General features: G+C 37.9%; 23 protein-coding genes and 1 other annotated feature (1 of these 24 only partly in view). Of the genes, 21 read left to right on the top strand and 2 right to left on the bottom strand.

Annotated elements, in window-relative coordinates:
• Nucleotides 1–287 precede the first annotated feature (287 nt).
• The 6 genes from FS458_RS15360 to FS458_RS15335 are packed head-to-tail and all read left to right on the top strand — an operon-like array spanning nucleotide 288 to nucleotide 10,802.
• The gene (locus FS458_RS15360) at nucleotides 288–1,904 is read left to right on the top strand and encodes a GGDEF domain-containing response regulator (RefSeq protein WP_144702121.1); all 1,617 of its coding nucleotides are present in this window, start codon (nucleotides 288–290) and stop codon (nucleotides 1,902–1,904) included.
• Entirely contained in the window at nucleotides 1,901–2,956 is a 1,056-nt protein-coding gene (locus FS458_RS15355; protein WP_144702119.1) for a HEAT repeat domain-containing protein, read from the top strand. The genes FS458_RS15360 and FS458_RS15355 overlap by 4 nt, the downstream gene beginning before the upstream one ends.
• Nucleotides 2,940–4,373: a glycosyltransferase family 2 protein gene (locus tag FS458_RS15350; RefSeq protein WP_144702116.1), complete on the top strand. Its 1,434-nt coding sequence runs from the start codon at nucleotides 2,940–2,942 to the stop codon at nucleotides 4,371–4,373. Before FS458_RS15355 ends, FS458_RS15350 begins: the two co-directional genes overlap by 17 nt.
• On the top strand, nucleotides 4,370–7,567 hold the full coding sequence (locus tag FS458_RS15345) for a hypothetical protein (RefSeq protein WP_144702114.1): 3,198 nt from the start codon (nucleotides 4,370–4,372) through the stop codon (nucleotides 7,565–7,567). Before FS458_RS15350 ends, FS458_RS15345 begins: the two co-directional genes overlap by 4 nt.
• 3 nt (nucleotides 7,568–7,570) lie before the next feature.
• Nucleotides 7,571–7,936: a response regulator gene (locus tag FS458_RS15340; RefSeq protein WP_144702111.1), complete on the top strand. Its 366-nt coding sequence runs from the start codon at nucleotides 7,571–7,573 to the stop codon at nucleotides 7,934–7,936.
• Nucleotides 7,929–10,802, top strand: a complete 2,874-nt coding sequence (locus tag FS458_RS15335) for an ATP-binding protein (RefSeq protein WP_144702108.1) — start codon at nucleotides 7,929–7,931, stop codon at nucleotides 10,800–10,802. The genes FS458_RS15340 and FS458_RS15335 overlap by 8 nt, the downstream gene beginning before the upstream one ends.
• 30 nt (nucleotides 10,803–10,832) lie before the next feature.
• Here the strand turns inward: FS458_RS15335 and FS458_RS15330 are convergent, their stop codons facing one another.
• Both FS458_RS15330 and FS458_RS15325 read right to left on the bottom strand, forming a co-directional pair.
• Nucleotides 10,833–11,447, bottom strand: coding sequence for a GNAT family N-acetyltransferase (locus FS458_RS15330; protein ID WP_260858686.1), 615 nt, complete (start codon nucleotides 11,445–11,447; stop codon nucleotides 10,833–10,835).
• Between the two features lie 198 nt (nucleotides 11,448–11,645).
• On the bottom strand, nucleotides 11,646–12,083 hold the full coding sequence (locus tag FS458_RS15325) for a hypothetical protein (RefSeq protein ID WP_144702104.1): 438 nt from the start codon (nucleotides 12,081–12,083) through the stop codon (nucleotides 11,646–11,648).
• 95 nt (nucleotides 12,084–12,178) lie between these two features.
• Between FS458_RS15325 and FS458_RS15320 the strand changes: the two genes are divergently transcribed.
• The 15 genes from FS458_RS15320 to FS458_RS15250 all read left to right on the top strand — a co-directional run bounded on the left by FS458_RS15320 (nucleotide 12,179) and on the right by FS458_RS15250 (nucleotide 25,896).
• Entirely contained in the window at nucleotides 12,179–12,646 is a 468-nt protein-coding gene (locus FS458_RS15320; RefSeq protein ID WP_260858683.1) for a GNAT family N-acetyltransferase, read from the top strand.
• A gap of 88 nt (nucleotides 12,647–12,734) precedes the next feature.
• On the top strand, nucleotides 12,735–14,495 hold the full coding sequence (locus tag FS458_RS15315) for a methyl-accepting chemotaxis protein (protein ID WP_144702101.1): 1,761 nt from the start codon (nucleotides 12,735–12,737) through the stop codon (nucleotides 14,493–14,495).
• A gap of 198 nt (nucleotides 14,496–14,693) precedes the next feature.
• Entirely contained in the window at nucleotides 14,694–15,575 is an 882-nt protein-coding gene (locus tag FS458_RS15310; RefSeq protein ID WP_144702098.1) for an SMP-30/gluconolactonase/LRE family protein, read from the top strand.
• A gap of 93 nt (nucleotides 15,576–15,668) precedes the next feature.
• Nucleotides 15,669–16,202: a sigma-70 family RNA polymerase sigma factor gene (locus FS458_RS15305; RefSeq protein ID WP_144702095.1), complete on the top strand. Its 534-nt coding sequence runs from the start codon at nucleotides 15,669–15,671 to the stop codon at nucleotides 16,200–16,202.
• Between the two features lie 2 nt (nucleotides 16,203–16,204).
• Nucleotides 16,205–16,642: a PadR family transcriptional regulator gene (locus FS458_RS15300; RefSeq protein ID WP_144702092.1), complete on the top strand. Its 438-nt coding sequence runs from the start codon at nucleotides 16,205–16,207 to the stop codon at nucleotides 16,640–16,642.
• On the top strand, nucleotides 16,615–17,886 hold the full coding sequence (locus FS458_RS15295; RefSeq protein ID WP_144702089.1) for an FtsW/RodA/SpoVE family cell cycle protein: 1,272 nt from the start codon (nucleotides 16,615–16,617) through the stop codon (nucleotides 17,884–17,886). Before FS458_RS15300 ends, FS458_RS15295 begins: the two co-directional genes overlap by 28 nt.
• 94 nt (nucleotides 17,887–17,980) lie before the next feature.
• On the top strand, nucleotides 17,981–18,334 hold the full coding sequence (locus tag FS458_RS15290) for a YciI family protein (RefSeq protein ID WP_144702086.1): 354 nt from the start codon (nucleotides 17,981–17,983) through the stop codon (nucleotides 18,332–18,334).
• 144 nt (nucleotides 18,335–18,478) lie between these two features.
• Nucleotides 18,479–18,949: an Lrp/AsnC family transcriptional regulator gene (locus tag FS458_RS15285; protein WP_144702083.1), complete on the top strand. Its 471-nt coding sequence runs from the start codon at nucleotides 18,479–18,481 to the stop codon at nucleotides 18,947–18,949.
• A gap of 3 nt (nucleotides 18,950–18,952) precedes the next feature.
• On the top strand, nucleotides 18,953–19,573 hold the full coding sequence (locus FS458_RS15280; protein ID WP_260858682.1) for a LysE family translocator: 621 nt from the start codon (nucleotides 18,953–18,955) through the stop codon (nucleotides 19,571–19,573).
• A gap of 10 nt (nucleotides 19,574–19,583) precedes the next feature.
• The gene (locus FS458_RS15275; RefSeq protein WP_144702080.1) at nucleotides 19,584–20,180 is read left to right on the top strand and encodes a LysE family translocator; all 597 of its coding nucleotides are present in this window, start codon (nucleotides 19,584–19,586) and stop codon (nucleotides 20,178–20,180) included.
• A 367-nt stretch (nucleotides 20,181–20,547) separates the two neighbouring features.
• Nucleotides 20,548–23,664 carry a GNAT family N-acetyltransferase gene (locus FS458_RS15270; RefSeq protein ID WP_144702077.1) on the top strand — a complete coding sequence of 1,039 codons (3,117 nt, stop codon included), beginning with the start codon at nucleotides 20,548–20,550 and terminating at the stop codon, nucleotides 23,662–23,664.
• 13 nt (nucleotides 23,665–23,677) lie between these two features.
• A complete protein-coding gene (locus FS458_RS15265; protein ID WP_144702074.1) occupies nucleotides 23,678–24,535 on the top strand; it encodes an amidohydrolase family protein in 858 nt (285 codons plus the stop codon).
• A gap of 52 nt (nucleotides 24,536–24,587) precedes the next feature.
• Nucleotides 24,588–25,190 (top strand): GNAT family N-acetyltransferase, encoded by a 603-nt coding sequence (locus FS458_RS15260; RefSeq protein ID WP_260858680.1) that lies wholly within the window; start codon nucleotides 24,588–24,590, stop codon nucleotides 25,188–25,190.
• A 39-nt stretch (nucleotides 25,191–25,229) separates the two neighbouring features.
• Nucleotides 25,230–25,562, top strand: a complete 333-nt coding sequence (locus FS458_RS15255; protein ID WP_260858679.1) for a hypothetical protein — start codon at nucleotides 25,230–25,232, stop codon at nucleotides 25,560–25,562.
• A gap of 4 nt (nucleotides 25,563–25,566) precedes the next feature.
• Nucleotides 25,567–25,896 (top strand): hypothetical protein, encoded by a 330-nt coding sequence (locus FS458_RS15250; protein ID WP_144702071.1) that lies wholly within the window; start codon nucleotides 25,567–25,569, stop codon nucleotides 25,894–25,896.
• Nucleotides 25,897–26,005: 109 nt separating this feature from the next.
• Nucleotides 26,006–26,022, top strand: a binding site (T-box leader) (it continues 257 nt past the right edge of the window).

The raw sequence follows: 26,022 nt of genomic DNA, 5'->3' as shown, positions 1-26,022 counted from the left end.
GTGTTAAAAAAATATGCAGGTCTTTAGCATGAAGTCGATATAAAGAGTGAAGGAAGAACACCATGCTTATTTCCTAAATAATATCAAAAAGCAATGATATATGAGCCTAAAGAACAGCATTCGTTTAAGTATCTGCCATAATTTAGAGAGAAAACACTTTTTATTTAAAAGTAAAGTGGGTGAAAAGGAACTTTTTTGAGATTCTGTTCAAAATCACTAGGCACTGTCATAAATAATAATTATTATAAATGAGTAAGATCTAACACCTTTGTAGGGAGTTTTTTATAATGGATTCCAAATTGACAAAATATCAAATCATGCTCGAAAAAAAGATAACAAAACAAATTCAGGATTGGAAGAATACTGAATTTCCAATCTCTCATCAAGAGCTTTATCAATTCTTGCATACGATCACAGGTACAGCAGGTACGATATCGCTCCAAGAAATTTCGAAAGCCGCAACAGACCTAATGAACCAGTTGAATCACGAACAAAAAAGCTGGAGTTCCATAGAAGCTGCACATTATTTATCTCCAGTGACAAATTTAATTGCTGCTAATCAAAAGACCCTTACCGTGAAATTATCTTCTGAATTTCCTTCAAGCACAGATCAATGTGATAAGCCCCTTCTTCTAATTGTAGATCAAGATGTACCTTATCTCATATACAGTAAAGAAAAATTAGAGAACCACGGCTATGCTGTAGTCGTATCTCCAACCATTGAAAAAGCACTTTCGATGTTCTATGACCTAAACCCAGATTGTCTGATCGTTAATCCTTTCAGTTCAGAGGGTGATGGGTATGATTTTATCAAACAAGTTCGAGAAACCGTTGCTTTTGAACTTATTCCGATCGTTGTCATCAGTTCTTCTGACGAAAAAGAGAAGCGAATAACCTCTTATCAACAAGGGGCTGATGATTACTTCCTAAAATCATTAGATTGGGATGAGTATGTAGCGAGAATCGATCGACAAGTGAAGAGAAGAAAAATTGTCAAAGACACGCTTATGAAAGATGAATTAACGAAAGTGTACAACCGGAAATTTCTAAAAGAGGCCTATCAACGAATGTCATCTGAGCATTTGAGACACAAGGATATCTTCTCCATGATTATGATTGACGTTGATTTCTTCAAGAAAATAAATGATACATATGGTCATTCTGCTGGCGATCACGTGTTGGTTAGGTTTGCCGAATTTCTTAGCACACATCTACGGACTCAGGATGTAGTTGTAAGGTATGGGGGAGAGGAATTCATTCTTCTTATGCCATATACGAAGCTTGAAGAAGCAGAACAGACTGCTTGTCGACTTTTAGAAAATTTGAGTCAGAACGTTTTTGTTTATGAAGAGCATTCTTTCCTCGTTTCCTTTTCTGCAGGAGTTTATGAAGTAAATAATCCTGTTTCATTAGCAGAAGCAGTTCGCACTGCAGATCGTGCACTGTATGTAGCTAAAGAAAACGGAAGAGGCAGGGTTGAAACGGCAAGCACTCAAGAAAATCTTAACCGCCGACTTCGTGTAGCAGTTATAGATGACTCAGAAGTCATTCGTAAAATGCTAGAAAGTTTTTTTACCGATCTTGAGGTTGAAAATTATGAGCTTGAGATAAAAACATATCAAGATGGTATTTCATTCTTTGCAGATGAATGGCACCAGTCAAACGATGAATATTTGATCATCTTAGATGGTGTCTTACCAAAGATGGATGGAATCGAAGTATTAACGAAGCTTCGTAAATATCCAGATACAAACCAATACAAAATTTTAATGCTCACAGGAAGAAAAGCCGAGGGTGACATCGTTCGGGCTCTGCATTTAGGTGCGGATGACTATTTAACAAAACCTTTTAGTATTCGTGAGTTAGAGGCAAGAATTAAAGTGTTAGTGCAAAGGGTGAAATGATGCTGTCACAGGAAATTTTTCTCTTAGTAATCATCGCATGTATTTTATTGAGTGTGTTAACAAGTATGTTCTTATATTTACTCATTAAAAAGACCGTAGAGATTTCTAAAGAAAAGCAGATCACTAATTATAAAAATCAAGTCCATCAAACGATCTACGATTATTTGTATCGTGATCAAAAGTCTCGGCTATTAGTACCAGATTCTACGATAAAATTTACTGCGATCGAACGTATTTTAACCGAATATTCAACAGTTATTGAGGGAGAGGGTAAGGGGCAGATCTCTTCATTAGCAGATGAAATTTTTCACGAAAGATATGAAATTATCTTAAATCAAAACAACTGGAGCAGAAGGATGAATGTCCTTTATAAGGTCGATGGTTTTAAGATGGGGTCTCTTTCAGAAGTGCTTAAGAGGAAGTTGAGAGATCAAAACACTTCAAAAGAAGAAAAACTTATTATTTTCCGTTGTTTAGCGAATAACCAAGAATGCACACTCTCTCAGTTGTTTCAGTCAGTTTCAGCCATATTCTCAGTATTAGAATACAGAAGTATCTTAAATAGGGTGGAAGATGAGTTGTTCACAAAGTTGGTGGACGACTATTGTCATTATCCTGAGCGATTAAAGTTAGCCATCATTGATATGATTGGAATTCAAAAGAAATTAGACCTCGTTGCCTTTTTAGAAAACCAGTTGGATGATGAGCGATTTGAAATTCGTATCCGGTCGATGAAAGCGATTGGAGAAGTTGGCTTTTTATCTGACTCTGAAGTCATAGGGAGTTTCGCGAAATCAGATAGATGGGAAGAACGATTGATGGCAGCCAAGGTGATCGGCAAGACACGAGCCTTAAACGGTCTGGAAATTCTTGAAGCTCTAATAAAAGATTCATCGTGGAGAGTACGAGCCGAAGCTGCCAAGTCATTTTTAAGTTACAACGACGGTCTTGAACGTTTGTATGATATTCGTTTTACGAGTGATGATCCTTTTGCCAGAGACATGGCATCAGAATGGATTGAGAGAGGAATTGAAGATGGTTACAGTTATTAGTCAGTTATGGCTCGAACTTGTTCGTGTTTTTGGCTGGTTTATTTTGTTTTATATGTCAGGCGTTGTAGTTTTTTATGGGTTTCTATTTATTCTAGCTGCATTTCAATTGAAGAGGGAAGAAAAGATTGATTCTTATGAGCGATATGAAGACTATATGGATGCGAGTTACACAAAACCAGTTTCTATTATCGTACCTGCTTATAACGAGGAGCTTGGGATCAAAGGAAGTGTGCGTTCTCTCTTGAGCATCAATTATCCAGAGTTTGAAGTGATCGTTGTCAATGATGGGTCTAGAGATGCGACTGTAGAAACAGTTATTGAACATTTCCAAATGAAAAAGGTGAAGAAAGTTATTCAGACAAGACTTGAGACGATGACCATTAAAGGTGTATACCAATCAGTTATCTATCCGAATCTATGGCTTGTAGATAAGATGAACGGAGGAAAAGCAGATGCACTGAACGCAGGACTCAATGTTTCCAACTATCCTTATTTTTGTTCATTGGATGGTGATTCAGTTCTTGAAAGAGATGCTTTCCTTAAAGTAATGAAACCAATCATCGACTCGGATGAGACTGTGATTGCATCAGGTGGAAGTATTCGAATTGCTAACGGATGTGATATTCATGAGGGGCAAGTTGAAAGAATCGGTCTATCGAAGAACCCAATCGTTATCATGCAGGTTATTGAATACTTGAGAGCGTTTTTAATGGGGCGAATCGGACTCAGCCGTTATAACTGGCTGCTGATCATCTCAGGAGCTTTCGGTGTGTTCTCAAAAAAATGGGTGATTGAAGCAGGTGGCTATAAGCGAGATACGGTAGGAGAAGATATGGAGCTTGTGGTACGTCTTCAAAAGCTAATCAAAGATAAAAAAGAGAAGAAAAAAATCATTTATGTACCAGATCCAGTCTGTTGGACAGAGGCACCCGACGATCTTAAATATCTTCATAGACAAAGAAATCGGTGGCATAGAGGCTTGTTTGACAGTCTTTGGATTCACAAGTCCATGCTTTTTAATCCAAAGTATGGCTCGATCGGAATGGTCTCGCTGCCGTATTTCTGGATCATTGAACTGGCCGGCCCTGTCGTAGAGTTATGTGGCTACTTGTTTGTGGTTCTCTCCTTTTTTCTTGGAGGGATCTATATTGAGATGGCATTGCTATTTTTTCTATTGTCAGTCCTAATCGGTTCCCTTTCTTCTATGGGAGCAGTGATCTTGGAGGAATGGAGTCTTCGTAAATACCCGAAAGTATCGGACATCGTAAAACTATTTGTTTATTCACTAACAGAAACGCTTTGGTATCGTCCATTAACTGTAATCTGGCGTTGTCAAGGATTGGTTCAAGCGATTCGTGGTAAAAAGTCATGGGGAGAAATGAAAAGAAAAGGTGTATCCGGGGGAATCTCACAATGAATTCACAACAAAAATCAAGGAAACGTTTCTTTTTTCTTTTTATTCTGCTCATCATCGGATTGATCACTTCACCGTTTTGGATGTGGTGGATTAAACAAGACAACATCCTGGACGTGGCAATCGTAGATAAAACGATAAAAGAAGATTCCTTTAGAGAACATAGTGGTTTAGTTTGGACGTTAAACCATTTAAAGATCGTAAATAATAAAGAAGAAGCCTACCAAGAGGATAAGCATTTTAGCAGGTCTGTGCCAACGTTTAATAAAGGTAAAGAGCCAGATATCCTTTATGTGGCTGATAGCTATGGTGTTGAAGTGCTGAACCAAGAAAACAAACAAAGTGTCAAAGGTGGTCTGACACCTAGTGAAGTTGAGAAAATCAGACGTACTGTGATGTCTGGAAAAACGGACCTCATCGCGGAATTTAATACGTTTGCGAGTCCAACCGGTAAAGAAGCACGAGAAGGAATATCAGAACTGTTAAATGTAGAATGGTCCGGATGGATCGGCAGGTACTTTTCAGATCTTAACGGCAAAGAAGTTCCTAGCTGGGTGAAGAGAAACTATAAAGATCGTTACGGAAAGTGGACGTTTAAGAGTGGCGGCATGTTGTTCGTGCATGAAAAAGGCGAGATGGTTATTTTAGAGAATAAAGACATGAAGAAAAAAGGAGCACAGTTTTCTTTCACTAAAGAAGGAAAGAAAACTTTTGGGCTTGATGCATCTGTTCCTTATCATTATTGGTTCGATATTATTAAGCCGATCAATAGCCAGGAAGTTATGGCAAATTACGAATTGAGTCTAACGGATGCGGGGAAAAGGAAGATTCAGAAACACCATATTCCTCTGATGTTCCCAGCCATTATACAGCATCAGAATGGAACGTATAAAGCTACTTACTTCGCTGGAGATTATGCCGATCAAGCAGAACTTCCTGAGTTGTACCAAACATGGGGCATCAGTTTTGTTAAACAGAAATTTGCTCTAGATGATGGTCAAGGAAGTACGTTTTATTGGAAGGTGTATCTGCCCTTAATGAAATCTCTTTTGCACAACGAGCAGAGTGTTAAGAAACCAGTTTCAACCGTTCAAGTCCAAGAAAGTAACGGCATTAAGATTAACGCAAAGGCATCAGGTGATTATTTACAAATTCTTGAGAACGGAAAATGGAGAAACTTCTTAATAAAAGGAGTGAACATGGGAATTGCAAAACCAGGAAGCTTCCCAGGCGAGACAGCCATCTCTAAAAATGAATATTTCCGGTGGTTTAAACGAATCGGAGAGATGAACGCAAATGCTATTCGTGTTTATACGATTCATCCGCCAGGTTTTTATGAAGCGTTTTATGAATATAATAAGATCGCTAAAAAGCCGTTGTACCTTTTTCATGGTGTATGGGTGAATGAGGATCAGCTGAAGGTAAAACAAGATGTTTATGCGCCAGAAGTAACCGAATCATTTAAGAAAGAAATCAAACATGTCGTGGATATTGTTCACGGTCAAGCTGTTATCCCAAAACTGCCAGGACATGCGGGCGGAGAGTATAAGAACGATATTTCTCCTTACGTTTTAGGCTTTATTCTAGGTGTAGAATGGGACCCGGAAGTCGTGGTTTCGACGAACGAGAAGCATCAATCGAAAAACCGCATCGATGGCCAATACTTTTCTAGCTCGAATGCCTCTCCTTTTGAGAATTGGCTTGCATCTATGTTGAACTATGCAACAGATTATGAAACAAAAACGTACCAGTGGCAGCATGCAATGAGTCATGTGAACTGGGTAACGACAGATACATTGAAACACCCTGCGGAACCTTTTGAGAAAGAGGATAAAGTAGCTGTAGATCCAAATAGCCTGAAACCACAAAGTGCGTTTAAGTCAGGTTATTTTGCATCCTATCATGTATATCCATACTATCCCGATTTCTTAAACTATGAGAAAAAGTATTTAGAGTATGTGGACCATCGTGGAAAGAAGAACAATTATGCAGGTTATTTACACGATTTAAGGAAAGTTCATGATATGCCAGTCGTCGTTGCTGAATTTGGTGTGCCAAGTTCAAGAGGAATCACGCATGAGAACGCATTTGGCTGGAACCAAGGCCACCATTCCGAAGAGGATCAAGGAAATTATAACACGAGGCTGTTTGAAGATATCGTTGAAGAACAGATGGCTGGAGGTATGGTATTTACATGGCAGGATGAATGGTTCAAACGTACGTGGAACACGACGGACTTTGACAACCCGGACAGACGGCCGTTTTGGTCTAATGCTCAGACGAATGAACAACAGTTTGGATTGTTATCTTTTGATCCGGAATCTCCTATACAAGTAGATGGTGAAGTGGAGGACTGGGTAGATCTAGCACCTTATCAAAAAAGCAGTTCTACAGGCGACGATTTAAAAACTTTATTTGTCACGAGTGACAACCGATATGTATATATGCGGCTGGATTATAACAGCAAGGTAGATTCAGAGAGTTTGAACACAACGATATTAATAGATACCATTCGTAATCAAGGTCAGCTGTCATCACCGGACGGAGGAGTTAAATTAGATGCTGGTGCCGAGTTTGCAATAAATCTTACGAATGTGAAAAATTCTAGAATACTAGTTGATAGTTATTACGACAGCAATTATTACATGTACGGACATGAACTAAAGATGATTGAGAAAAAAAGTTATGCCAATCAAAAAAATAATGGAATCTATCATCCAATAGAAATGGCTTTAAACAAAGAACTAACCATACCAAGTACGAAAGAAGTTATTCCGTTTCAGTCGTTTGAAACAGGTAAACTGCGTTTTGGCAATGGAAATCCTGAAGATAAAGAATATGATTCTCTTACAGATGTCAGCGTGAACGAGAAAGAAGGGGTTATAGAGATAAGAATTCCTTGGCTACTTCTTAATGTGAAAGATCCTAGTTTGCATGAAGTGATGGGAGATATGTGGAAAGGTACGTTATCTGCAAGTGAAAAAACAGAAGGTTTTGCTATTGGTGCTTACACGTATAAAGCAAACGGAGTTGTTAGTGACTCCCTTCCACAATCAAAAGAGGGTATGATTTCACTTCAAAATGTAAGAAAGTATATGTGGAATGAATGGGATGAACCTGTCTATCAGGAACGACTAAAACAATCTTATTATGAACTCCAGAAAACGTTTGGAAATGTAAAAGAAGCGGGGGAATGATTCATGGCAAGAATTCTTTTAGCAGAGGATGAAGAAATTCTGCGCATGCTTGTTCTAGATACACTTGAAGATGAAGGTTATGAGATCGATGAGGCGACGGACGGACAAGAAGCATATGAGAGGTTATCGATGAATGACTATGACCTTGTCATTTTAGACTATATGATGCCGCGTATGACAGGACTTGAAGTTGTTGAAAAAACGAGAAATGATCTAAACAAAAAGAACATGAAAATGATGATTCTTTCAGCAAAAAATCAACAAGCAGATCGTGAAAGGATGAAGGAAGCAGGTGCTGATTTCTTTATGTCAAAGCCTTTTAGCCCTCAGCAGCTTCTTGAAACGATAGGGGAGATCTTGGGTGCGTAACTATTTTAAAAGGAGCTTGGGTAGGAAAGTAATCCTGATTAATCTTGTTTTTGTTTTCCTGCTCCTAGCAGGAATGGTCTCCCTGAGACTCTATCATGTAAATCTGACCGAATCACTTGATAAACAGATCTCAGCAAAACAGAGCAAATTGAACTTTGTTGAGAATATGCGAGAGAATTTAAACTCAGTAATGTTTGATTCAAGGGGTTATTTTGCTTTTGGAACAGATACATTCTTAGAAAATATTGAAAAGAAAGAAATGCTGATCAATAAAGACCTAACAACGTTCAACAAAGTATATAAATCCGATCAAGATAAAGCCTTATCGAGCGAGATCAAAAAGTTTACCGAAAGTTATTTTAATAAAATGCTGCCTCGTGCCATTCAATACAAAAGAGAAGGACAACTCGACGAACTTGTGAATATGTCAAAGGAAGGAGGAACAAAACAGGTAAACGATGTGCTTCAATCATTAAATAGCTTTGAGGCAGATGTCCAAAAAGAGATTGATTCTATTTATGAAGAAAAAGATGAGAAGACAAGTACGAGTCAGTGGATCTACTTTTCTTTTTTAACGTTTATGGTGCTCGTGTTCATCTTTCTTATTAGATTGATGATGAAACAATTTGGAGGACCTCTTAGGGATATTGCAAATGTATCATCCCAAATTACGAATGGCCTCTATGTTACCGATGTTCCACATACGAAAAGACTGGATGAGATCGGTTTACTCTCACAAGCCTTTGAGAAGATGATTCGTAGCACTCAGGATAATGAACAAGAATTAATTGCTCAGAATGAAGAACTTGCAGCTCAGCAGGATGAATTAAACGAGCAACAAGAAAAGCTTCGTGAAGCTTTATCGACCACAGAGCAGAATGAAAAAATGCTTCTCCGAATGAATTCTTTTATTCATTCAATCTCTAATACACTTGATAAGGATCATCTATTAAAGAGCATCATTTCTAATATGGTTGAAATCACCTATTCAAGTAAAGGATTAATCTGGGTGATTGATGGGAATCAAACCGCATCTGTAGGTCTAACAGAAAGTGAACAAATTCAATTTAAACAACATTTTCCTGACTCTGGGATGTTTGTGAAATTAAAAGAGAGTAGCTTATCACATCAAGTGATGAGAGATACTTCAACATCAGAAAAAGGGTACGTGGAAGAACTGTATAAATCAGGAGATCTGTATATTCCTATATTTTCAGGAAAACGTGAGATTATGGCCGTTTTGGTAGTAACTCGAATAGGATCAACTTATTCGTGTGATGAAGTAACAGAGTACCAAGGTCTCGCACGCCAGGTCGCTCTTTCGCTTGAAAAGATCATGTTGTATGAAGATAGTGAGAAACAGCGAGTAACGATGAAAAATGTAATGAACAGCATTCACGAAGGCATACAGCTAATCGATAACGAAGGAAACATCGTCTCTGCCAATCAAAAATTCTGTGAGTTTATGAGCTGTAACCAACCGGACCAATTGACTAACATGAAATTTGAGGAATGGACTCGCCGGTTAAAAGGAAGAGTTCAAGAAGCTCGTAAACTTCTGGCATTTATTCAGAATGCTGTTCATGAAAAGAACGATGTTGGCATTTCACATGTGTTTGAGTTAGATGGTGAAGTAAAGCGTGTCATTCAGATATATTCCGAAAGTCTCATCCAAAACGATACAAAATTAGGTACCGTTATCGTATATCGTGACATTACAAAAGAATACGAAGTGGATCAGATGAAGTCGGAGTTTGTTACAACGGTAAGTCACGAGCTTCGAACCCCGTTATCTAGCGTTCTAGGGTTTACGGAGTTGATGCTCACACGAGAGTTAAAACCAGAGCGTCAAAAGAAGTATTTAACAACGATCCACCAAGAGGCGTTCAGGCTGACTTCACTCATAAACGATTTTTTGGATGTGCAAAAGATGGAGAGTGGAAACCAGGAATTTGATAAAAAGTATCACTCAATCTTGCCGATCATTCAAGATGTTATAGACGTTCAAAAAGTAAGTAGTGATAAACACATGTTTGATATGGATATCCAAACCGAAAAGTTATCTGTGTTCGGAGATCGAGATAAGTTATCACAAGTGTTTATGAACTTAATATCGAATGCGATAAAATATTCACCTGAAGGTGGCAAAGTTTTGGTAAGACTCTACCATACCGATAAACATCTCATCATAGATGTTAAGGATGAGGGGCTTGGCATTCCGCAGTCGGCAATAGGCGATCTGTTTACGAAGTTCTATAGAGTGGATAACTCTGATCGGAGGAAAATTGGTGGTACTGGTCTTGGTCTTGCTATCGTTAAAGAAATTGTAAAAGTGCATGGAGGTCAAATTTCGGTCGCGTCAACATTAGGTCAGGGAAGTACGTTTACAGTAAAGTTTCCTGTCATAGAAGATGTATACGTGAATGCCTCGATAACGATGGATAAAGGGCAGAAAGCTGATATTATCATTATTGAAGATGATAGGCATCTTGCAGGACTCATTACCGAAGAGTTGATCGAACGAGGCTTTCAGATCGCACAGTTTAACAAAGGTGAAGAAGCTTTGATCATGATCGAGAAATTAAAGCCGGAAGCGATTATATTAGACATTCTTCTTGAAGGGGAGATGGATGGCTGGCAAGTGATTCAAACACTTAAAGCGAATGACAACACGAAAGATATCCCAATATTCATTTCAACAGCACTTGATGAGAAGCAGCGAGGACTTAACCTAGGTGCTGCAGGGTACTTGATCAAACCATATCAACCAAGCCAGTTAACTTCGTCTATTCTTCAAGTTTTGCTGAACAAAGAGAAGAACGGACATATTTTGGTGCCAGAAGAAAATAATATGAATCTAAATTGAAGTAAAAGCCTGCAAAACGTTTGCAGGCTTTTATATTGAACGTGATTTATATTTTGCTTCTCTTTCAATAAAACCCTGTTTAACATCTATCCATTCTTCTTTTGTAATAGAATACAAAACGGCATTTCGAATATATCCATTAGTAAGTATGCGTTCATTCCTTATTACACCTTCTTTTATTGCACCTAATCGTTCAATTGCTTTTTGCGAGCGTTCGTTTCGCTCATCTGTTTTAAATTGTACACGAATAAAGTTTAAGGTTTCAAAGCAATACGTGAGAAGTAGTTGCTTACAAGCTGAATTAACAAATGTACGCTGATAATCCTTCCCATACCAGGTTGAGCCTAACTCACAGGTTCGTTGAGTAAAATCTATTTCGTAAAGACGAGTAGTACCAGCGATGTGATGGTTTTTCTTGTTAACAATAGTAAAAGGAAGGGCTAATCCTGCTTCACGAAGTTGTATCGCATTATTAACCCATGTATCCATTTCCTGCTGAGTTTGTATAGTTGATAACATATAGTTCCAGTGATCTGAATGATTAATCTGATAAAGGGATACGGAGTGTGCATTTTCCATAGGAACTAACTGAATGACATCGTTTTCTAATGTCGGAGGAGATTTAAATAGTATTGGTTTCTTCATGTTTTCATCCTTTAAATGGTTATTTATGTTAACATTTATTAAAAACAAATCGCTGATGTGAAACGATGGAGTTCTTTATATTCATTATTTTAGTCGTATTTTTGTTCGACGCTGCAAAAATCCGAAAACAAAATGAGACGGTTATTTTGCAGAATGAAAAAATGATCGCACTACTAGAAGAGATAAAGAATAAATGAATTACTCTTCTTTATAAAGGTTAAAAAATTGATAATGATCTTTGCCCGTAATCTTTAATACGAGTTTTTTGTTTTCTTTTAGCCTGTTAATCTCCCCACCAAAAGTTACGGTTATTTGGTTTGGAAACTGATTCATCGAAAAGGTATACTCACCAATCTCTGTTTGCTTTTTTTCTTGACCATAAGCTGTACTAAGTGTGAATGTTAGTTCTTTCGGTAGACTGTTTTTACCTTCGATATGTGTTAGCTTTAGTTGATTTGTTTTATCAATAGAAAACAACGCTTGCCAGTAATCATTTTCTCCAGAATAAATGATTCCGCCATTTTTGGATGTTGGTCCTTTGGTACTTGAAGTTGGAGCTGAATCTTTAAAGAAGATCGTTAAAACAGAAACAAAACCTATTAATAAAACAGCAGCTAAAATAAGCTTCTTTTTCATCCTCCACCGTTCCTCTCATCCACTACATAACAGTTTATTCTTTGTTTAATGGTGAATTCCTTGTTTCAATTAACTCTAAGAATGGAGGTGGATGCGTGAAAATCAGAAAGTACGAAAGTGAAGATTTTCAGGCTGCTCTTGAGTACTGTTTACCACCACAACAAGCATTATATACGTCCATGCCTGTTGAGGTCCTTAAAACGTTTCAATGTGATATCTTCAATCAGCCTTTTGTCGTTTACGCTGACCAACAACTTGTAGGTTGGTTTGCTTTATATACAGATGGTTCTGGCAATATGTATACGAACAATAAGCAGGCCATTCTATTAAAATCATTTTCGATCGATGCTAGGTTTCAAAAGAGAAAATTTGCGCTAGACTCCCTACAATTACTACCGAAACTCGTGAAGGAGCATTACAAGGATAAGAGTGAGATCATATTGACCGTTCATGAAACAAACCATGCAGCGATATCTCTTTATAGAAAAGCGGGATTCATCCATAAAGGTGAAAACTATCATGGGGAATATGGCATAGAGATGATTTTTCATATGAGTCTTTAGACCTTTACAAAGTCTTAACCAAACCTTAACACCACTCCTTAGTAAAAATTGTAATAATTTCTATACATAGACAAAAGGGGTGGCAAGTTTGAATAAGTTTTTTCAACAAATGCGTTCGCAGATTAAGAGTGAAAAGATTTCTGAACAACTGAAACGAATTACATCACAGAAATTAAAGCTTCATCTACAGACAAAGCTATTATTGATGATGCTCTCGTTATTTATCTTAACCATTTCAATCGTAGGTCTTTTTAGTTATTACAAGGCATCTGAAACTACGAAGACGATTATTGAAAATCGTTTAGAACGTGAAACAGAAACTACATATGACATTGCAAAAAATCTTAAATTTAGTTTTATAAGAGATGAAGAAATGTTTAATAAGCGTGTGGCTGAAAGTATCAATTCACAATATGTAGGCCTTCAGCAAGATGATATGAAAGCAACTATTTTCTTATTACAAAATGGTACGATGGTTCCTTATAAGACGAGCGGTAAAGAGACAGTTGCTTTATCCTCAGGCAGTATGAAGAAAATAAGTGAACTAGAAAATGGTGTTCTTCACACGCATATTCAAGATAAGCCGTATACACTAGCCATTAAGCAGATTCAAGAGCTCAATGGTATCTACGTGATAGCTGTTGAAACAGAAAGCTATTTGCAATCTGTATATGAACTCCGAAATTTTATAACTGTTGCTGTAATCATTAGTATTCTTGTAACTGCATTAGTAATTATCTTCGTTATCAGAAGCATTACTTCACCGTTATCAGCGCTCAACCAAGTTATGAAACGTGTTCAAAAAGGTGATTTTCAATATAATGTGGATTATCATTCAAGACATATTGAAATTCAAAGACTCATTGATAGCTTTAACCAGATGATGATGTTTATTAGAAATATACATGATCAGATTCAGCAAATATCTGGAGAACTAACTGTTCAAGGCGATAAACTTGAACATACATACAGTGAGGCCAACCAATATAATGAACAACTTGTAAAAAAGATAGAGAATGTGATGATAGGTGCGAAAGAAACGGCAATAAGTTCAGAGCATAGTGTGCGACTATTCACAGATATGCAGGAAAAAGTGAGTGATTTGAACAAAACGGTGATGACTGTAATGGATGAGTTTTTATCTATGAATCATAATGCCGTTTCAGGTCAAGAAAAAGTGGGGAAGTTAGTTGGTGAGATTCACGATAATCATGACCGTTTTGTGCAATTAAACAAAATCATTGATGAGATGGGCACATACTCAAGCCACTCCCAAAATGTCATCTCTACAATTAAAGAGATTTCTGAACAAACAAAACTGCTAGCATTAAACGCTCGAATCGAAGCGGCTAGAGCAGGAGATGCAGGAAGAGGTTTTGCCGTAGTTGCTGATGAGGTAGGAAAATTAGCAGACCAATCGAGTAAAGCGGCGGCAGATATTATTGCAACAGTAAATCAAATGAACCAAACTGCTTTACAAGCGATTCGTGAGTCACGCCTTCTTGGGGAAGCGAATCTATCACATGTGCAAAAGGTGAAGGATACGACTGAATTCATTCAATATCTAATGAATTCAGTAGTAGAGAACAATGAAAAAATGGGTGAGATGAGTGTCGCTCTGCAACAGTTAAAAGTGGCATTGCCTGAAATCGAAGCGGCAGCTATTCAATTTTCAAGCATTTCTCAAGAAACTTTAGCAAGTTCAGAAGAGATGTCTGTAACTTCCACAAAACAGAATGAAAAGATTAAACAGGCTTATCTCGTTGGAGCGACGTTATCGAGCCTGTCGCATCAATTAACTCAAGAAAGTCAGTATAAGCGTGTATGTGAAGGCAAAGAAACAGCATAAATGAGGAAAGTGACGGGGGAATCCGTCACTTTTTTGATAGGTTTAAGGTAGAAAAGTAGACTTATAGAAGAAAATATTATTATACTGTCTTCCTAGATTCTTTAATAAAGTGATAAATACTTCGTGATATACTTAATGCACAAAGTTATCTAAATGAAGATACATTTACATATATCATAGATAAGGGAGGAATAAATCATGTTTAATAGTGAAGCTGAATTAGTTCTACCTGCAAAAGCATCTTTAGGTGAAGGACCGTGCTGGGACTCGGAACAAGGCGTCTTGTATTGGGTTAGCATTTTAGATAAAAAGGTAAACATCTACGATCCACGCTCCCACCAAAATCGAGAGATTCAACTAGATCAGATGGTAGGAACGGTTGTACCGAGGGAGTCAGATGGTGTAGTCGTAGCTCTTCAGAACGGATTCTTTTTTCTAGATCTTAACTCGGAAAAACTTACACCTATTGTTGACCCTGAACAAGAGCTTTCTGAGAATCGCTTTAACGATGGGAAGTGTGACCCGTTCGGTAGGTTTTGGGCAGGAACGATGAGTTTAAGTGAAGAAGCTGAAAAAGGCTCTCTTTATTGTTTAGATCACGATCTTCATGTGGAAAAGAAGCGAGAAAATTTAACGATTTCGAATGGTTTGGCGTGGTCGCCTGATCAATCTTATATGTATCTAATTGATACACCAACGAAAAAAGTAACGAGATTCCAATATGATCTTCAAACGGGCCATATCCAAAATGCAACAGAAGTGATTTCCTTTCCAGAAGGAGTAGGTGCTCCAGATGGAATGACGATTGACGAAGAGGGCATGCTTTGGATCGCTCATTGGGGCGGTGCGCAAGTCTCCCGGTGGAACCCAGAAACAGGCGAACAGCTATATTCTATTCCCATCCCATCATTAAATGTTACATCATGCACGTTTGGCGGAGAAAATATGGACGAGTTGTATGTAACAACAGCTAGGAAAAATACAAGTGCAGAGAACCTAGAAAGATTTCCAGAAGCGGGCGGGTTGTTTAAAGTAAGACCAGGTGTGAAAGGAATGCCATCATATTCTTTCAAAGGGTAAAAGCAGGACAGCGTTATTAAACGCTGTTTTTTTTGATTAACAAAAACTTGCAATCATCGTTCGTCGTCTAATAATAAGAGAGGGGGGATTGGTATGGAAAATATGTTAGTTGAAGTGATCTCGGCTGAAGATAAAGAGCACATTTTAAATGAAGCTATGAATGAGCACGGACAAGACTTGCTGCAGCTAGTTTATTCCTATGTGAACCATACAAGTGTTGCTGAAGATTTAACACAAGATATCTTTGTTAAGTGTTATAACGCATTGCATACATATAACGGAAAATCAAAATTTAAAACATGGCTATGGCGAATTGCCATTAACCATTGTAAGGACTTTTTGAAAAGTTGGTACAACAATAGAGTTATCCCCACAGAAGAAGAGCCTTCTTTTCATCGAACTGAGGTGGATGTAGTTGAGCATGAAGTCATTCAAAAAGAAGATGATGAGAACTTAATCCATGCAATTATGCAGTTGGAAATCAAATATAGAGAGGTTATTTATCTTTTTTATTACCAAGAGCTGTCTATTAAAGAGATCGCTTTAGTGACTGAAGTGAGTGACAATACAGTCAAAACAAGAATGCGCCGAGCTAAAGAACTATTGAAAATATGTTTGGAGGGTTAGGGATGGAGAACCGTTTAAAAAACTTAAAGAAAATCATGGACGAAAAAACCTTTTCACAAGTAAGGTTCACCGAAAAGCATCGCGAAATCATACAGAATAAATGGAGTAATCAAGAAGATAAGGAACAGATTGTATTAAATATTTTGCAGTTGTTGAACCAAGAAAAGACAGGTTATCAGTTAGCGAACTTACTTATTGCACGCGGGGTAAAACAATTTGATGACAATGAAGGATCTCTCTATGTATTGTTGCACCGTTTAGAGTGTAAAGGAGTCGTTCAATCTGAATGGCTATCGAAAGAGAAAACCAAGTATTATCAGTTAACAAGTAAAGGGAAAAGATTATTGAAGCAAGCAGATCATAAGGAAAAACGGTCATCAGTCATTCTGCAGCAGTTGATAGGAGGAGCGGAATGGAAAATCGCAGAAAGTCGTTTCTAAACGAAGTTACAAATCAGATTCGTTCAAAGGAAGCAAAAGCACAAGTTTCTGCTGAGTTGAATTATCATATGAAAGAAGCAAAAATGCGATGGGTAAATAAAGGATACTCTGAAGTGGATGCTGAACAAAAAGCGATTGAGCAAATGGGAAGTCCAATCACGCTAGGTATTCAGTTAAACAAGATTCATCGTCCAAGAATTGATTGGGTCTTGGTCGCGTTATTGACTTCTGTACTCTTACTAGGATTTTTACCTATACTCTCTTTGGGGTATGATAGCAATCATTACTTTTTAATGAGAAAGATAATATTGGTTGTCCTTGGCATGATTGTGGCTTTAGGTCTGATGTTTGTTGATTATCGGAAGTTAGTAAGGTGGGGATGGGTGTTTTATGGGGTAGGTACTGTGTTGCTGCTATCTTTGCTCTTCTTTTCTAGTGGTACGATTAATGGGAAGCCATTCTTCTTAATCGGAGAGCTAACAATTGAAAGCATTGTTGCACTGCCATTCTTTATGATTGCCTGGGCTTCTTTCTTTAATCGAGATACCTTTAAAGTCTATCAATTTATACTCTTATTCTTGGTTTCGCTATTATTATTCTTCATGATACCAAGTATCGCAACGACTTACTTGTATTTTGCCATGGTACTGTCCATGTTATGGTGGAGCAAATTTTCCAATCGGCAAAAAGGTGTTGTTTCAGGCATTACGGTAGGTTCGTTACTATTAATTGGTATTTTCTCTTGGCAGTATCAACCGTATTTTATAAAAGATAGAATGATAGGTTTTCTGAATCCTGGAAAAGTAGCTGATGGAGCAGGGTATCAGGTGCTTCAAATTCAGAAGTTAATATCTGGTGCAGGATGGTTCGGGGAAAATAAGAGTATTAAACAGTTCATACCTGAAGCACACACTGATTTTGCATTTGTAAGCATCACGTATCACTATGGCTGGATAGCAGCGATTTTTCTTATACTCATCCTTTTATTAATACTTGCAAGAGTGGTTATCGCGACACAGCAAGTAAGAGATTACTTTGGAAAACTTCTGATCATTGGCAGCTTATCTTTATTACTTTTTCAAATGGTAAGTAATATCGGAATGGCGTTCGGATTTTTCCCTCTTACTAGCATGTCACTGCCGTTTATTAGTTACGGGTTGGTTCCCATTCTATTAAACGCTATCTTGATTGGAGTAGTGCTAAGTGTTTATCGAAGGAAGGATTTAAGCAGGTCAGCTCTTTAATAAATTTCTTTAGTGGCGTTGTCGATTTTGAGGGTTTCCGTTCGTTGTATACTTAAAAGAAAAAATAGTTTTTGTATACAAGGAGGAAACGGCTATGCTATTCATGCTGATTGTTAAAGCTTCAAAAAATTCAGAAGGTGGTAACCGCCCGAATGAAGAGCTTAATGAAGCGATGCGAAAGTACAATGAAGAATTAGTTAAAGCTGGTGTTCGGGTTCTTGCTAAAGGATTACACCCAAGTAGAAATGGTATGAGAATCTCTTTTCTGCATCCAGGAGAAAAACCAGTGGTTACGGACGGGCCATTCACGGAAACAAAGGAATTGATTGCTGGGTTTATTCTGATTGATGTGAACTCTAGGGAAGAAGCCGTTGAATGGGCGATGAAGATGCCTGATCCACAAGGAAACGGGGAAGGTCAGATTGAATTAAGGCAAGTATTTGAGTAATTATTGTTCCTACCTTTGAAAATGATCGATTGCAAAAGAACCTCACTTACATAAGAGGTTCTTTTTTATTAATAAAAATTATTGATTTAGTTTGTTTTAGAAGGTAATATAATTAAAAATACTACGAAATGAAGGTTTTTAGTTATGGATGCATTTGATAGAAAATTGATATATCTTCTTCAGAAAAACGGGAGAATGAAATGGGCAGACTTAGCCGCTCAGGTAGGTCTATCCGCCCCAGCTACCGCTGAACGCGTAAACCGCTTGATGGAAAATGGTGTGATCAAAGAATTTGCTGCAAGAATTGATGCTGAGAAAGTGGGAAGTGAACTAACAGCTTATGTTGCCGTTTCACTAGAGCGTCCAGAGCATCGCGCTCCATTTTTAGCACGTATTGAAGAGTTAATAGAAGTGATGGAATGTCATCATATTGCGGGAGAAGATGATTATTTATTAAAAATTCGATCACGAAATACGAAGGATTTAGATCGAATCATCAGCTATGAAGTAAAAGGACTAACAGGGGTTGTTCGTACTAAAACAACAATTGTGATGGATACGATAAAAGAATCGATTGAAGTTCCTTTGCAACCGCATGTCTTTTCAGGTGAATAAAAGGTGCTTTACGAACTTTATTTAAAAGGCTTAATCATGGGATTTTCAATAGCGGCTCCAGTTGGACCAATCGGTGTATTATGCATGCAGCGCACATTAGCGCAAGGTCGTGTGGTGGGAATCGTTTCGGGATTGGGTGCAGCGTGTGCAGATTTAATTTACGGTTTGATTGCTGGACTTGGTCTTACGATGGTTTCTCAATTCATATTGAGCCAACAATCCTGGATTCAACTTATTGGAGGAGTGTTCCTATTCTATTTAGGTCTGAAGATTTTAAGTGCTAAAGCAACACCTATTAATGGGACACCTCAAAAGGGTAATCTTTCCTCCGCCTTTTTTACAACCTTTCTACAAACATTAACGAACCCCATGACCATATTATCTTTTGCAGCCATATTCGCTGGGTTAGGTATCGTTAACACTCACACAAGTTCTATTTCTTCCATCACTTTGATAGTTGGAATTTTTTGCGGATCGGCTGCTTGGTGGATCTTTTTAACAACTACAGTGAGTATGATGAGTAGAAGAATGAATCAGCAGCACATGGTTATGATTAATGTTATCTCAGGAATTATCATATGTTTGTTCGGTATGTTTTCACTTATACGTTTAATGATTGGATAGTGAGTTTTTAATGTTATTACTAAAGAGTATCATTCTAGGTTTTTCTATATCCGCTCCAGTTGGGCCGATCGGTCTGCTTTGTATACAAAGAACACTCTCACAAGGGAAGTCGGCGGGATTTTTAACTGGATTTGGAGCAGTTACAGCTAACATTGTTTATGCAAGCATTGCAGTACTAGGCTTTTCAGCTGTGTCATCATTATTGATACAATACGAAATGTTACTTAAAATATTCGGTACCATCTTTTTACTCTACCTAGGGGTGAAAACATTCTTAAAGAAAGTACCAAATCAAGCCGCTCAGTTAGCAGGGGAAAGCAAGTTGATGATGTTTTTCTCGACGTTCTTCTTAATGATTACAAACCCTGTTACAATTTTGAATTTTACAGCAATGTTTGCAGGTCTCGGGTTTGGTGAGAGTGAGATGACATTACAAATTGCATTGCTCTTAATAAGCGGTGTGTTTATCGGTGCTACCTGTTGGTGGATGTTCTTAAGCATGGTGGTAAGCCTGTTAACAAAAAGTATTCAGCCGCACTTAGGTACCATCAACAAAGGAGCAGGTTTATTAATCATAGGCTTAGCTTTAGCGAATATTCTAGCGTAACGGCAAAAAAATAAATATTCCGAAAATTATATTTACTTTTATATCCATTTGTTTTACAATACAAGAGGTAAGGAAAAAATTTCAAGATGAGGAGGCGTTGGACATGATTAAATTTTTCGACACTACAAAAACAACATTATATTGTCCAATACACAACCTTCTTAATGAGAACTCAATCTGTTAATGAAACGTGAATCAGAGCCTCAGGATGTGTATACATCCTGGGGCCTTTTTATGTATTTTTGTACGAAAAGTCACCCTTCTATTTCTGGGTGGCTTTTTATTTTGAAGAAGCTATATAGAAGATGATTCAAAAAACTTGGAAACGAAACAACGGTACGATAATTAAAAAGCGGAGGTTAGAAAAATGGAAGTATTGAACACGCAGATCACTGATCAGATCACGATAGTAGAATATGATCCGAGCTATGCAGCAGCAGTCGCTGAAATGTGGAATAAAAGCCAAGATGGCTGGGGTGGCGGAAACTCAATCATGACTGAAGAACAAGTATTAAAGAAAGAATCGAACTCATCAAACCTCCATTTATATCTTGCTCTCGATGGAGATAAAGTCGTAGGCTATTGCAGTTTAGGAGAATATCGAGAAGATGAGGGAGCGCTCTACATCCCGTTATTGAATGTAAGAGGAGATTATCATGGTAAGAAGATCGGTAAGAAGCTTGTACTAAAAGCGCTTCAAAAAGCGATTGAAATGAAGTGGCCGCGTTTGGATCTATATACATGGCCAGGGAACACAAAGGCAGTTCCACTGTATAAAAAATGCGGCTTTTTCTGGGAAGATCGGGATGACACGACACATCTTATGAACTTTATGCCTTCTGTGATGCAAACAGAAGCGGTTTTAGATTATTTTACGGATGGTAAATGGTACGAAAACAGTACACGTACGATTGAAACGACACCTGATGGAAACAACGAAAATGAATTTCATTATTATGAGTATTCTTGGAATCATAAGACTCTCGGTAACTTGAAGATGGAATTTGAGCGTTTTGGAAGAGGGCTTCGCTCCATCGAAACAGACGATTATAAAATCTTAGCGGATGTTGAACACTTTAATCTTGTTTTTGGCTCTGAATACAAGATTCGATACCACATGATTAATAAAACAGGTAAGCCGTTAACCGTAGAGATCCAAGGTGTGGACGATAAGAACATTCAGTTTGCGACTTCAAAAAAAATCACGGTTCAAAAGGAAGAAGAGATTGAGATTCCTTTCGTGGTAAATCCGATTACTGAAGATCAAAGTGTTTGGAGAACGCACCCAGCTGTTACTTCTCAATTATTAATCAATGGGAAAAAGGCGCAATTTACAGTAGGAATTCGTCCTAAGTATCCCGTTAAATTAAGCTGTAACACGCCAGGTAACCTTAGTTTTGTTGGTCGTTCTTCTCAGCTTTATTTTAACTTTGAAAATAACTTTGATGAACAAGTCACATTTAGCTTTGAACTTCCATCATCAGAATTGGTTACCATTCAGAATCGAAATGTGAGTGTTGCTTTGGCACCGAAAGGAAAGCAATCGGTAACTGTTCCTTTCGTGATAAAAAAGAATGGATTTTACTCTGCCGAAGTCCAAATCTCCGCAACGAAATCCAATGGAGATATCATTACTTTTACGAAAAAGCTAGGTGTAGCCTTACAGGGAATTGGAGCTAAATTCGCTGGAGAGTGTGACGATTTTTATCACGTATGCAACGGACAATATACAATAAAATTAGATAAGTTCAACAACTGGATCGCACCTGGTAAAGGTGATGTGGATTACAAATTGGCATTCATGGTGCCTCAGCTCGGCAAACCTTTCTCAGAAGAGATAACGCGACTTCGTCCTGAGAAAATTGAACCATTGCAAGAAGATGGTTACGCAGGATTAAGAGCAATTTTTCAATCACAGGCTTTTCCAGAATTGCAGCTTGCAACTGTTGTGAAGTTGTACGGTGAAGGTCTAGTAGAAAGGTACGATGAAGTAACAAATATTAGCGGTGTAGAAACGGCCGCTGAAGTATGGCTGAATACGCCAATTATGTGTCCTATGTTAGATAAAGGTGTATTGCCTTACGAGGGAAAATACGTTGAACTAAATGATTCGATGGGATCTGGCTTATCTTATTGGAATCCTAGTAAACTTACGGAAAACTGGCTTTTTCTTCGTGGAAATGACAACCCTAGAGGTATTTCATGGCCAAGAGAGGGAAAGGTGAATTTCTCCAGTTGGTTCATGTATTTTGAAAATAAGTTAGGCAAATTATCTCCTCAAGAAACAGTTGCTACAGAACCAATCACCATGACAATTGGTGCTTTCCGTGATTGGCAATCATTCAGAGAATTTGCGACTCAAAAGAATGATAAGCCAGCCAGTTTGACCAATCACATGAACGTATCGGTTAACGGTGGAAATCCTTTTGTTGATAAAGGTGACTGCAAAGCTGTTGTGAGAGATTATAAGTCTTCGTTTTTTAACGGGTTTATTGAAATGAAGTTAGACGATGAGATTCTGCAGAGTCACCTATTCGCTTCAGATGAAGAGTTAACACAGGCCGAGTTTGATATTGAATTACCAGACGATAGAGGGATACATGTATTAACTTCCAAAATGAATTTAGGTGCTGTTCATGTTACACGACAATCAGCCGCTTTTATGAAGAAGGATCAACCCGTTCAGTTGGAAAAGTCGATAAAAGATGGTCTCGAAGTGTACTCCGTAGATAATGGAGAACTGAAGATTTTTGCTTCAGCACAGTTCGCACCAACGTTGTTCTCTCTTCAATACAGAGACCAAGAGTGGATGGATTCACCGTTTCCAAAACCAACACCAAAATCGTGGTGGAACCCTTGGTTCGGCGGTATCGCAGGTCTTCTTGAAGGCACGAGTCTTCATTCCTTATTAAAAGAAGAAAGCACTGTTGAATTTGTAGAAAAGGAAGACAACAAAGGGAACATGTGGAAAGGGCTTAAGATATCTACTATTTACAAGAAACATGAGATGTTTAAAGGCGTTCACATTTATAAATATTTCTTGATGCTGCCAGGAGTTCCAGTACTCTGTCATACAACGGAAATCGTCCAGTACATGGAGAGCTATTTGGATGGTAAGAACTTTTACACAGGATGTTTCCTAAATCCAGGGCCAGAGCCTGCTAGGAGCTGGGGAAGCTTTCAGTCTGAAAATGGAGAGTGGACAATGGTTTCTGGTGCGAAAGGTGAGCAGGAAATGACAGTAGAGCGGAGCGTGATTTACGGATCTGATGATCATGAGAACCTGCTTCAAATTGTAGCCGGCCAAAACGCTACACAAGTTGATTCTTACATCAATTTAGAAGTCATTGAACTGGGGTACTCAGAAAAGGTGAGCCTTGAGCACGGTGCTAAGCAATTCACTTCACCGGTGTTTTATGTATTTAATGATAGAGTTATTCCAGATACAGCATTAGAAGATCTGAAGAAAATTAAATTCAACTAGAAAGGGCGAACTCATGAAAATTATCGATGCACACATGCATTTTTCAAACATTGAAAGCTTTAAACATACGGCAACGAATCTTTCTAAACTTGACTATTCGTATGAAGGGATCATCAAAGAGTATCGAGAATCTGGCGTAGTGCTTGGCATCGCGATGGGGTTAACAGAAAAAGAGGTAGAGGGTTTTCCAGACCCTCTAGCCCCAACTCCGATGGGGATCGATCTGGATAAGCAAATCCCTGAGAACGTCGTGTATTGTGCAGGCATCAATCCGTATCACTTAGGTGAGAGTGAATTGATACAGCTTGAAGAAACGGTTCAGCGGCCTGAAGTTGTTGGTATTAAGATCTACCTCGGTTATTATCCGTACTATGCGTATGATGAGGTGTATCAGCCAGTCTATAAGCTAGCGGCTAAATACAGTTTGCCAGTCGTATTTCACACAGGTGATACCTATTCAGAGCGAGGTTTGTTGAAGTACTCTCATCCCCTTACGCTAGATGAAGTAGCGGTTATGCACCGTGATGTAAACTTCATGATGGCGCATTTCGGTGATCCATGGACGTTAGACGGAGCAGAAGTTGTTTACAAGAATCGTAATATGTATGCCGATCTGTCAGGACTAGTTGTTGGTACAAGAGAAGATATTACAAGATACAAAGATTCACCACGATTCTTCAATCACTTGCGCCATGCCTTAACGTTCACGGATAACTACGAAAAGTTTTTGTTCGGAACAGACTGGCCACTTGTGCCCGTACAGCCGTATATTGACTTTATAAAAGAAATCATTCCTGAAGAGCATCATGAAGATGTTTTTTACAACACAGCGGTAAAGATATTCCCGAAGATTAAGGCGTTCTTAAAATAATATACAGTTGTGAGAGGGGTGATGCCAATGGTACGAATCTGCGGTTTTTATAGTGAACAATTTAATAGATTACAAGCCGAAAGAAGGGATCACCACTATGATATCCGGAAAAAAAGTAGAGTTACGACCCGTTTCACTTGAAGACCATAAGCGAACCTACCATTGGCGAAATGATAAAGAAACCGCTACATTTGATGCAGGTTCTGGTTATTATCGATATAGTCATGTGCCACTAGAACAGATCGAGGCAAGCTACGAAAAAGATATTCGTACCATTGATAAACGTGAAGTAGGAGAGTTCTCGATCTATACAAGAGGGAAAGACGCTCGTCATATTGGTTCGATCGGATACCGAAGCCTAGATATTATCGCGCGGCGATGTGTAGTAGGAATCGGGATTGGTGAGAAGGAACTTTGGGGTAAAGGATATGGAACGGATGCATTAAAAGCGTTGCTTCACTACCTATTTTATACGATGAACTTAAAACGTGTTCAACTGGATACATGGAGTGGTAACGCACGCGCGATACGCGCCTATGAGAAGTGTGGTTTTGTAGTTGAGGGACGACTCAGAAATGATGCTTATATTGATGGCAAGTACTATGACACGATTGTTATGGGGATTTTGAGGGAGGAGTTTGAGTTTAATATTTGAAATGAGAGTTATGAAAGTTAGATTTAGTAATTAGGAGTAATGATGACAGAACTAATTAGGTACGTTATTCTAGCAATTTTAGCATCACAAGCTGCATATTTTTTTGCAATATTTTTTCTGTACAAAGTTATGATGGATTGGTATGAGTGGAGTACTTTTCCTAAGCCTAGTAATATATTTGAGAAAACCGTAAATTTCTTAACGGCACTCATATTTGGTGTCGCTTATTGGGCAGGTTTAAGAGTTAAAATTAAAAATTGGTTTATGAAACGAGTATATCTGTTAGGTTACGTTTTTGTTTACATTATTCTTGCTGTTATTATTTATAATATATTAAATGCAATTCTTAAATATATTGAAATGAGCTTTTGATATAATGACTGAATTAATTAGATTAGCGATGATATTTGTACTTACTACACAGGGTGGGTATTTTCTAGCCATCTTCTTAGCTGGTCATACAATGATTGAATGGTATGAATGGAGCATAATACCAAACCCAAACAAGAATATTTTTGTCAGCGTTATTAATGGTTTCACAGCAAGTTTTATTGGTATTGCCTACTGGGCTGGGAAAAGGGTAGATCATCATAATTGGTTTGTAAAAAGAATTTATCTTTTAGGATATGCATTTCTCTATACAATTGCAGGAATTCTCTTTTATGAATTATGTGACTATTTTTTAAGGTTCATTGAGAACCATTAAGAATGTGTTTTATGGTAACCTCCAATCAACAAGATTGGAGGTTATTGTTTGCTATAAAAAAGTTTTGACAACTTCCACAAAACTGATTATACTAATAAGAATTTAACAATTTATGGCTATGAAGAG

This window comes from Fictibacillus phosphorivorans, assembly GCF_007673525.1.
In the GTDB taxonomy this organism is placed as follows: Bacteria; Bacillota; Bacilli; order Bacillales; family Fictibacillaceae; genus Fictibacillus; species Fictibacillus phosphorivorans_C.
This window is presented reverse-complemented; position numbering and strand designations above follow the sequence as displayed.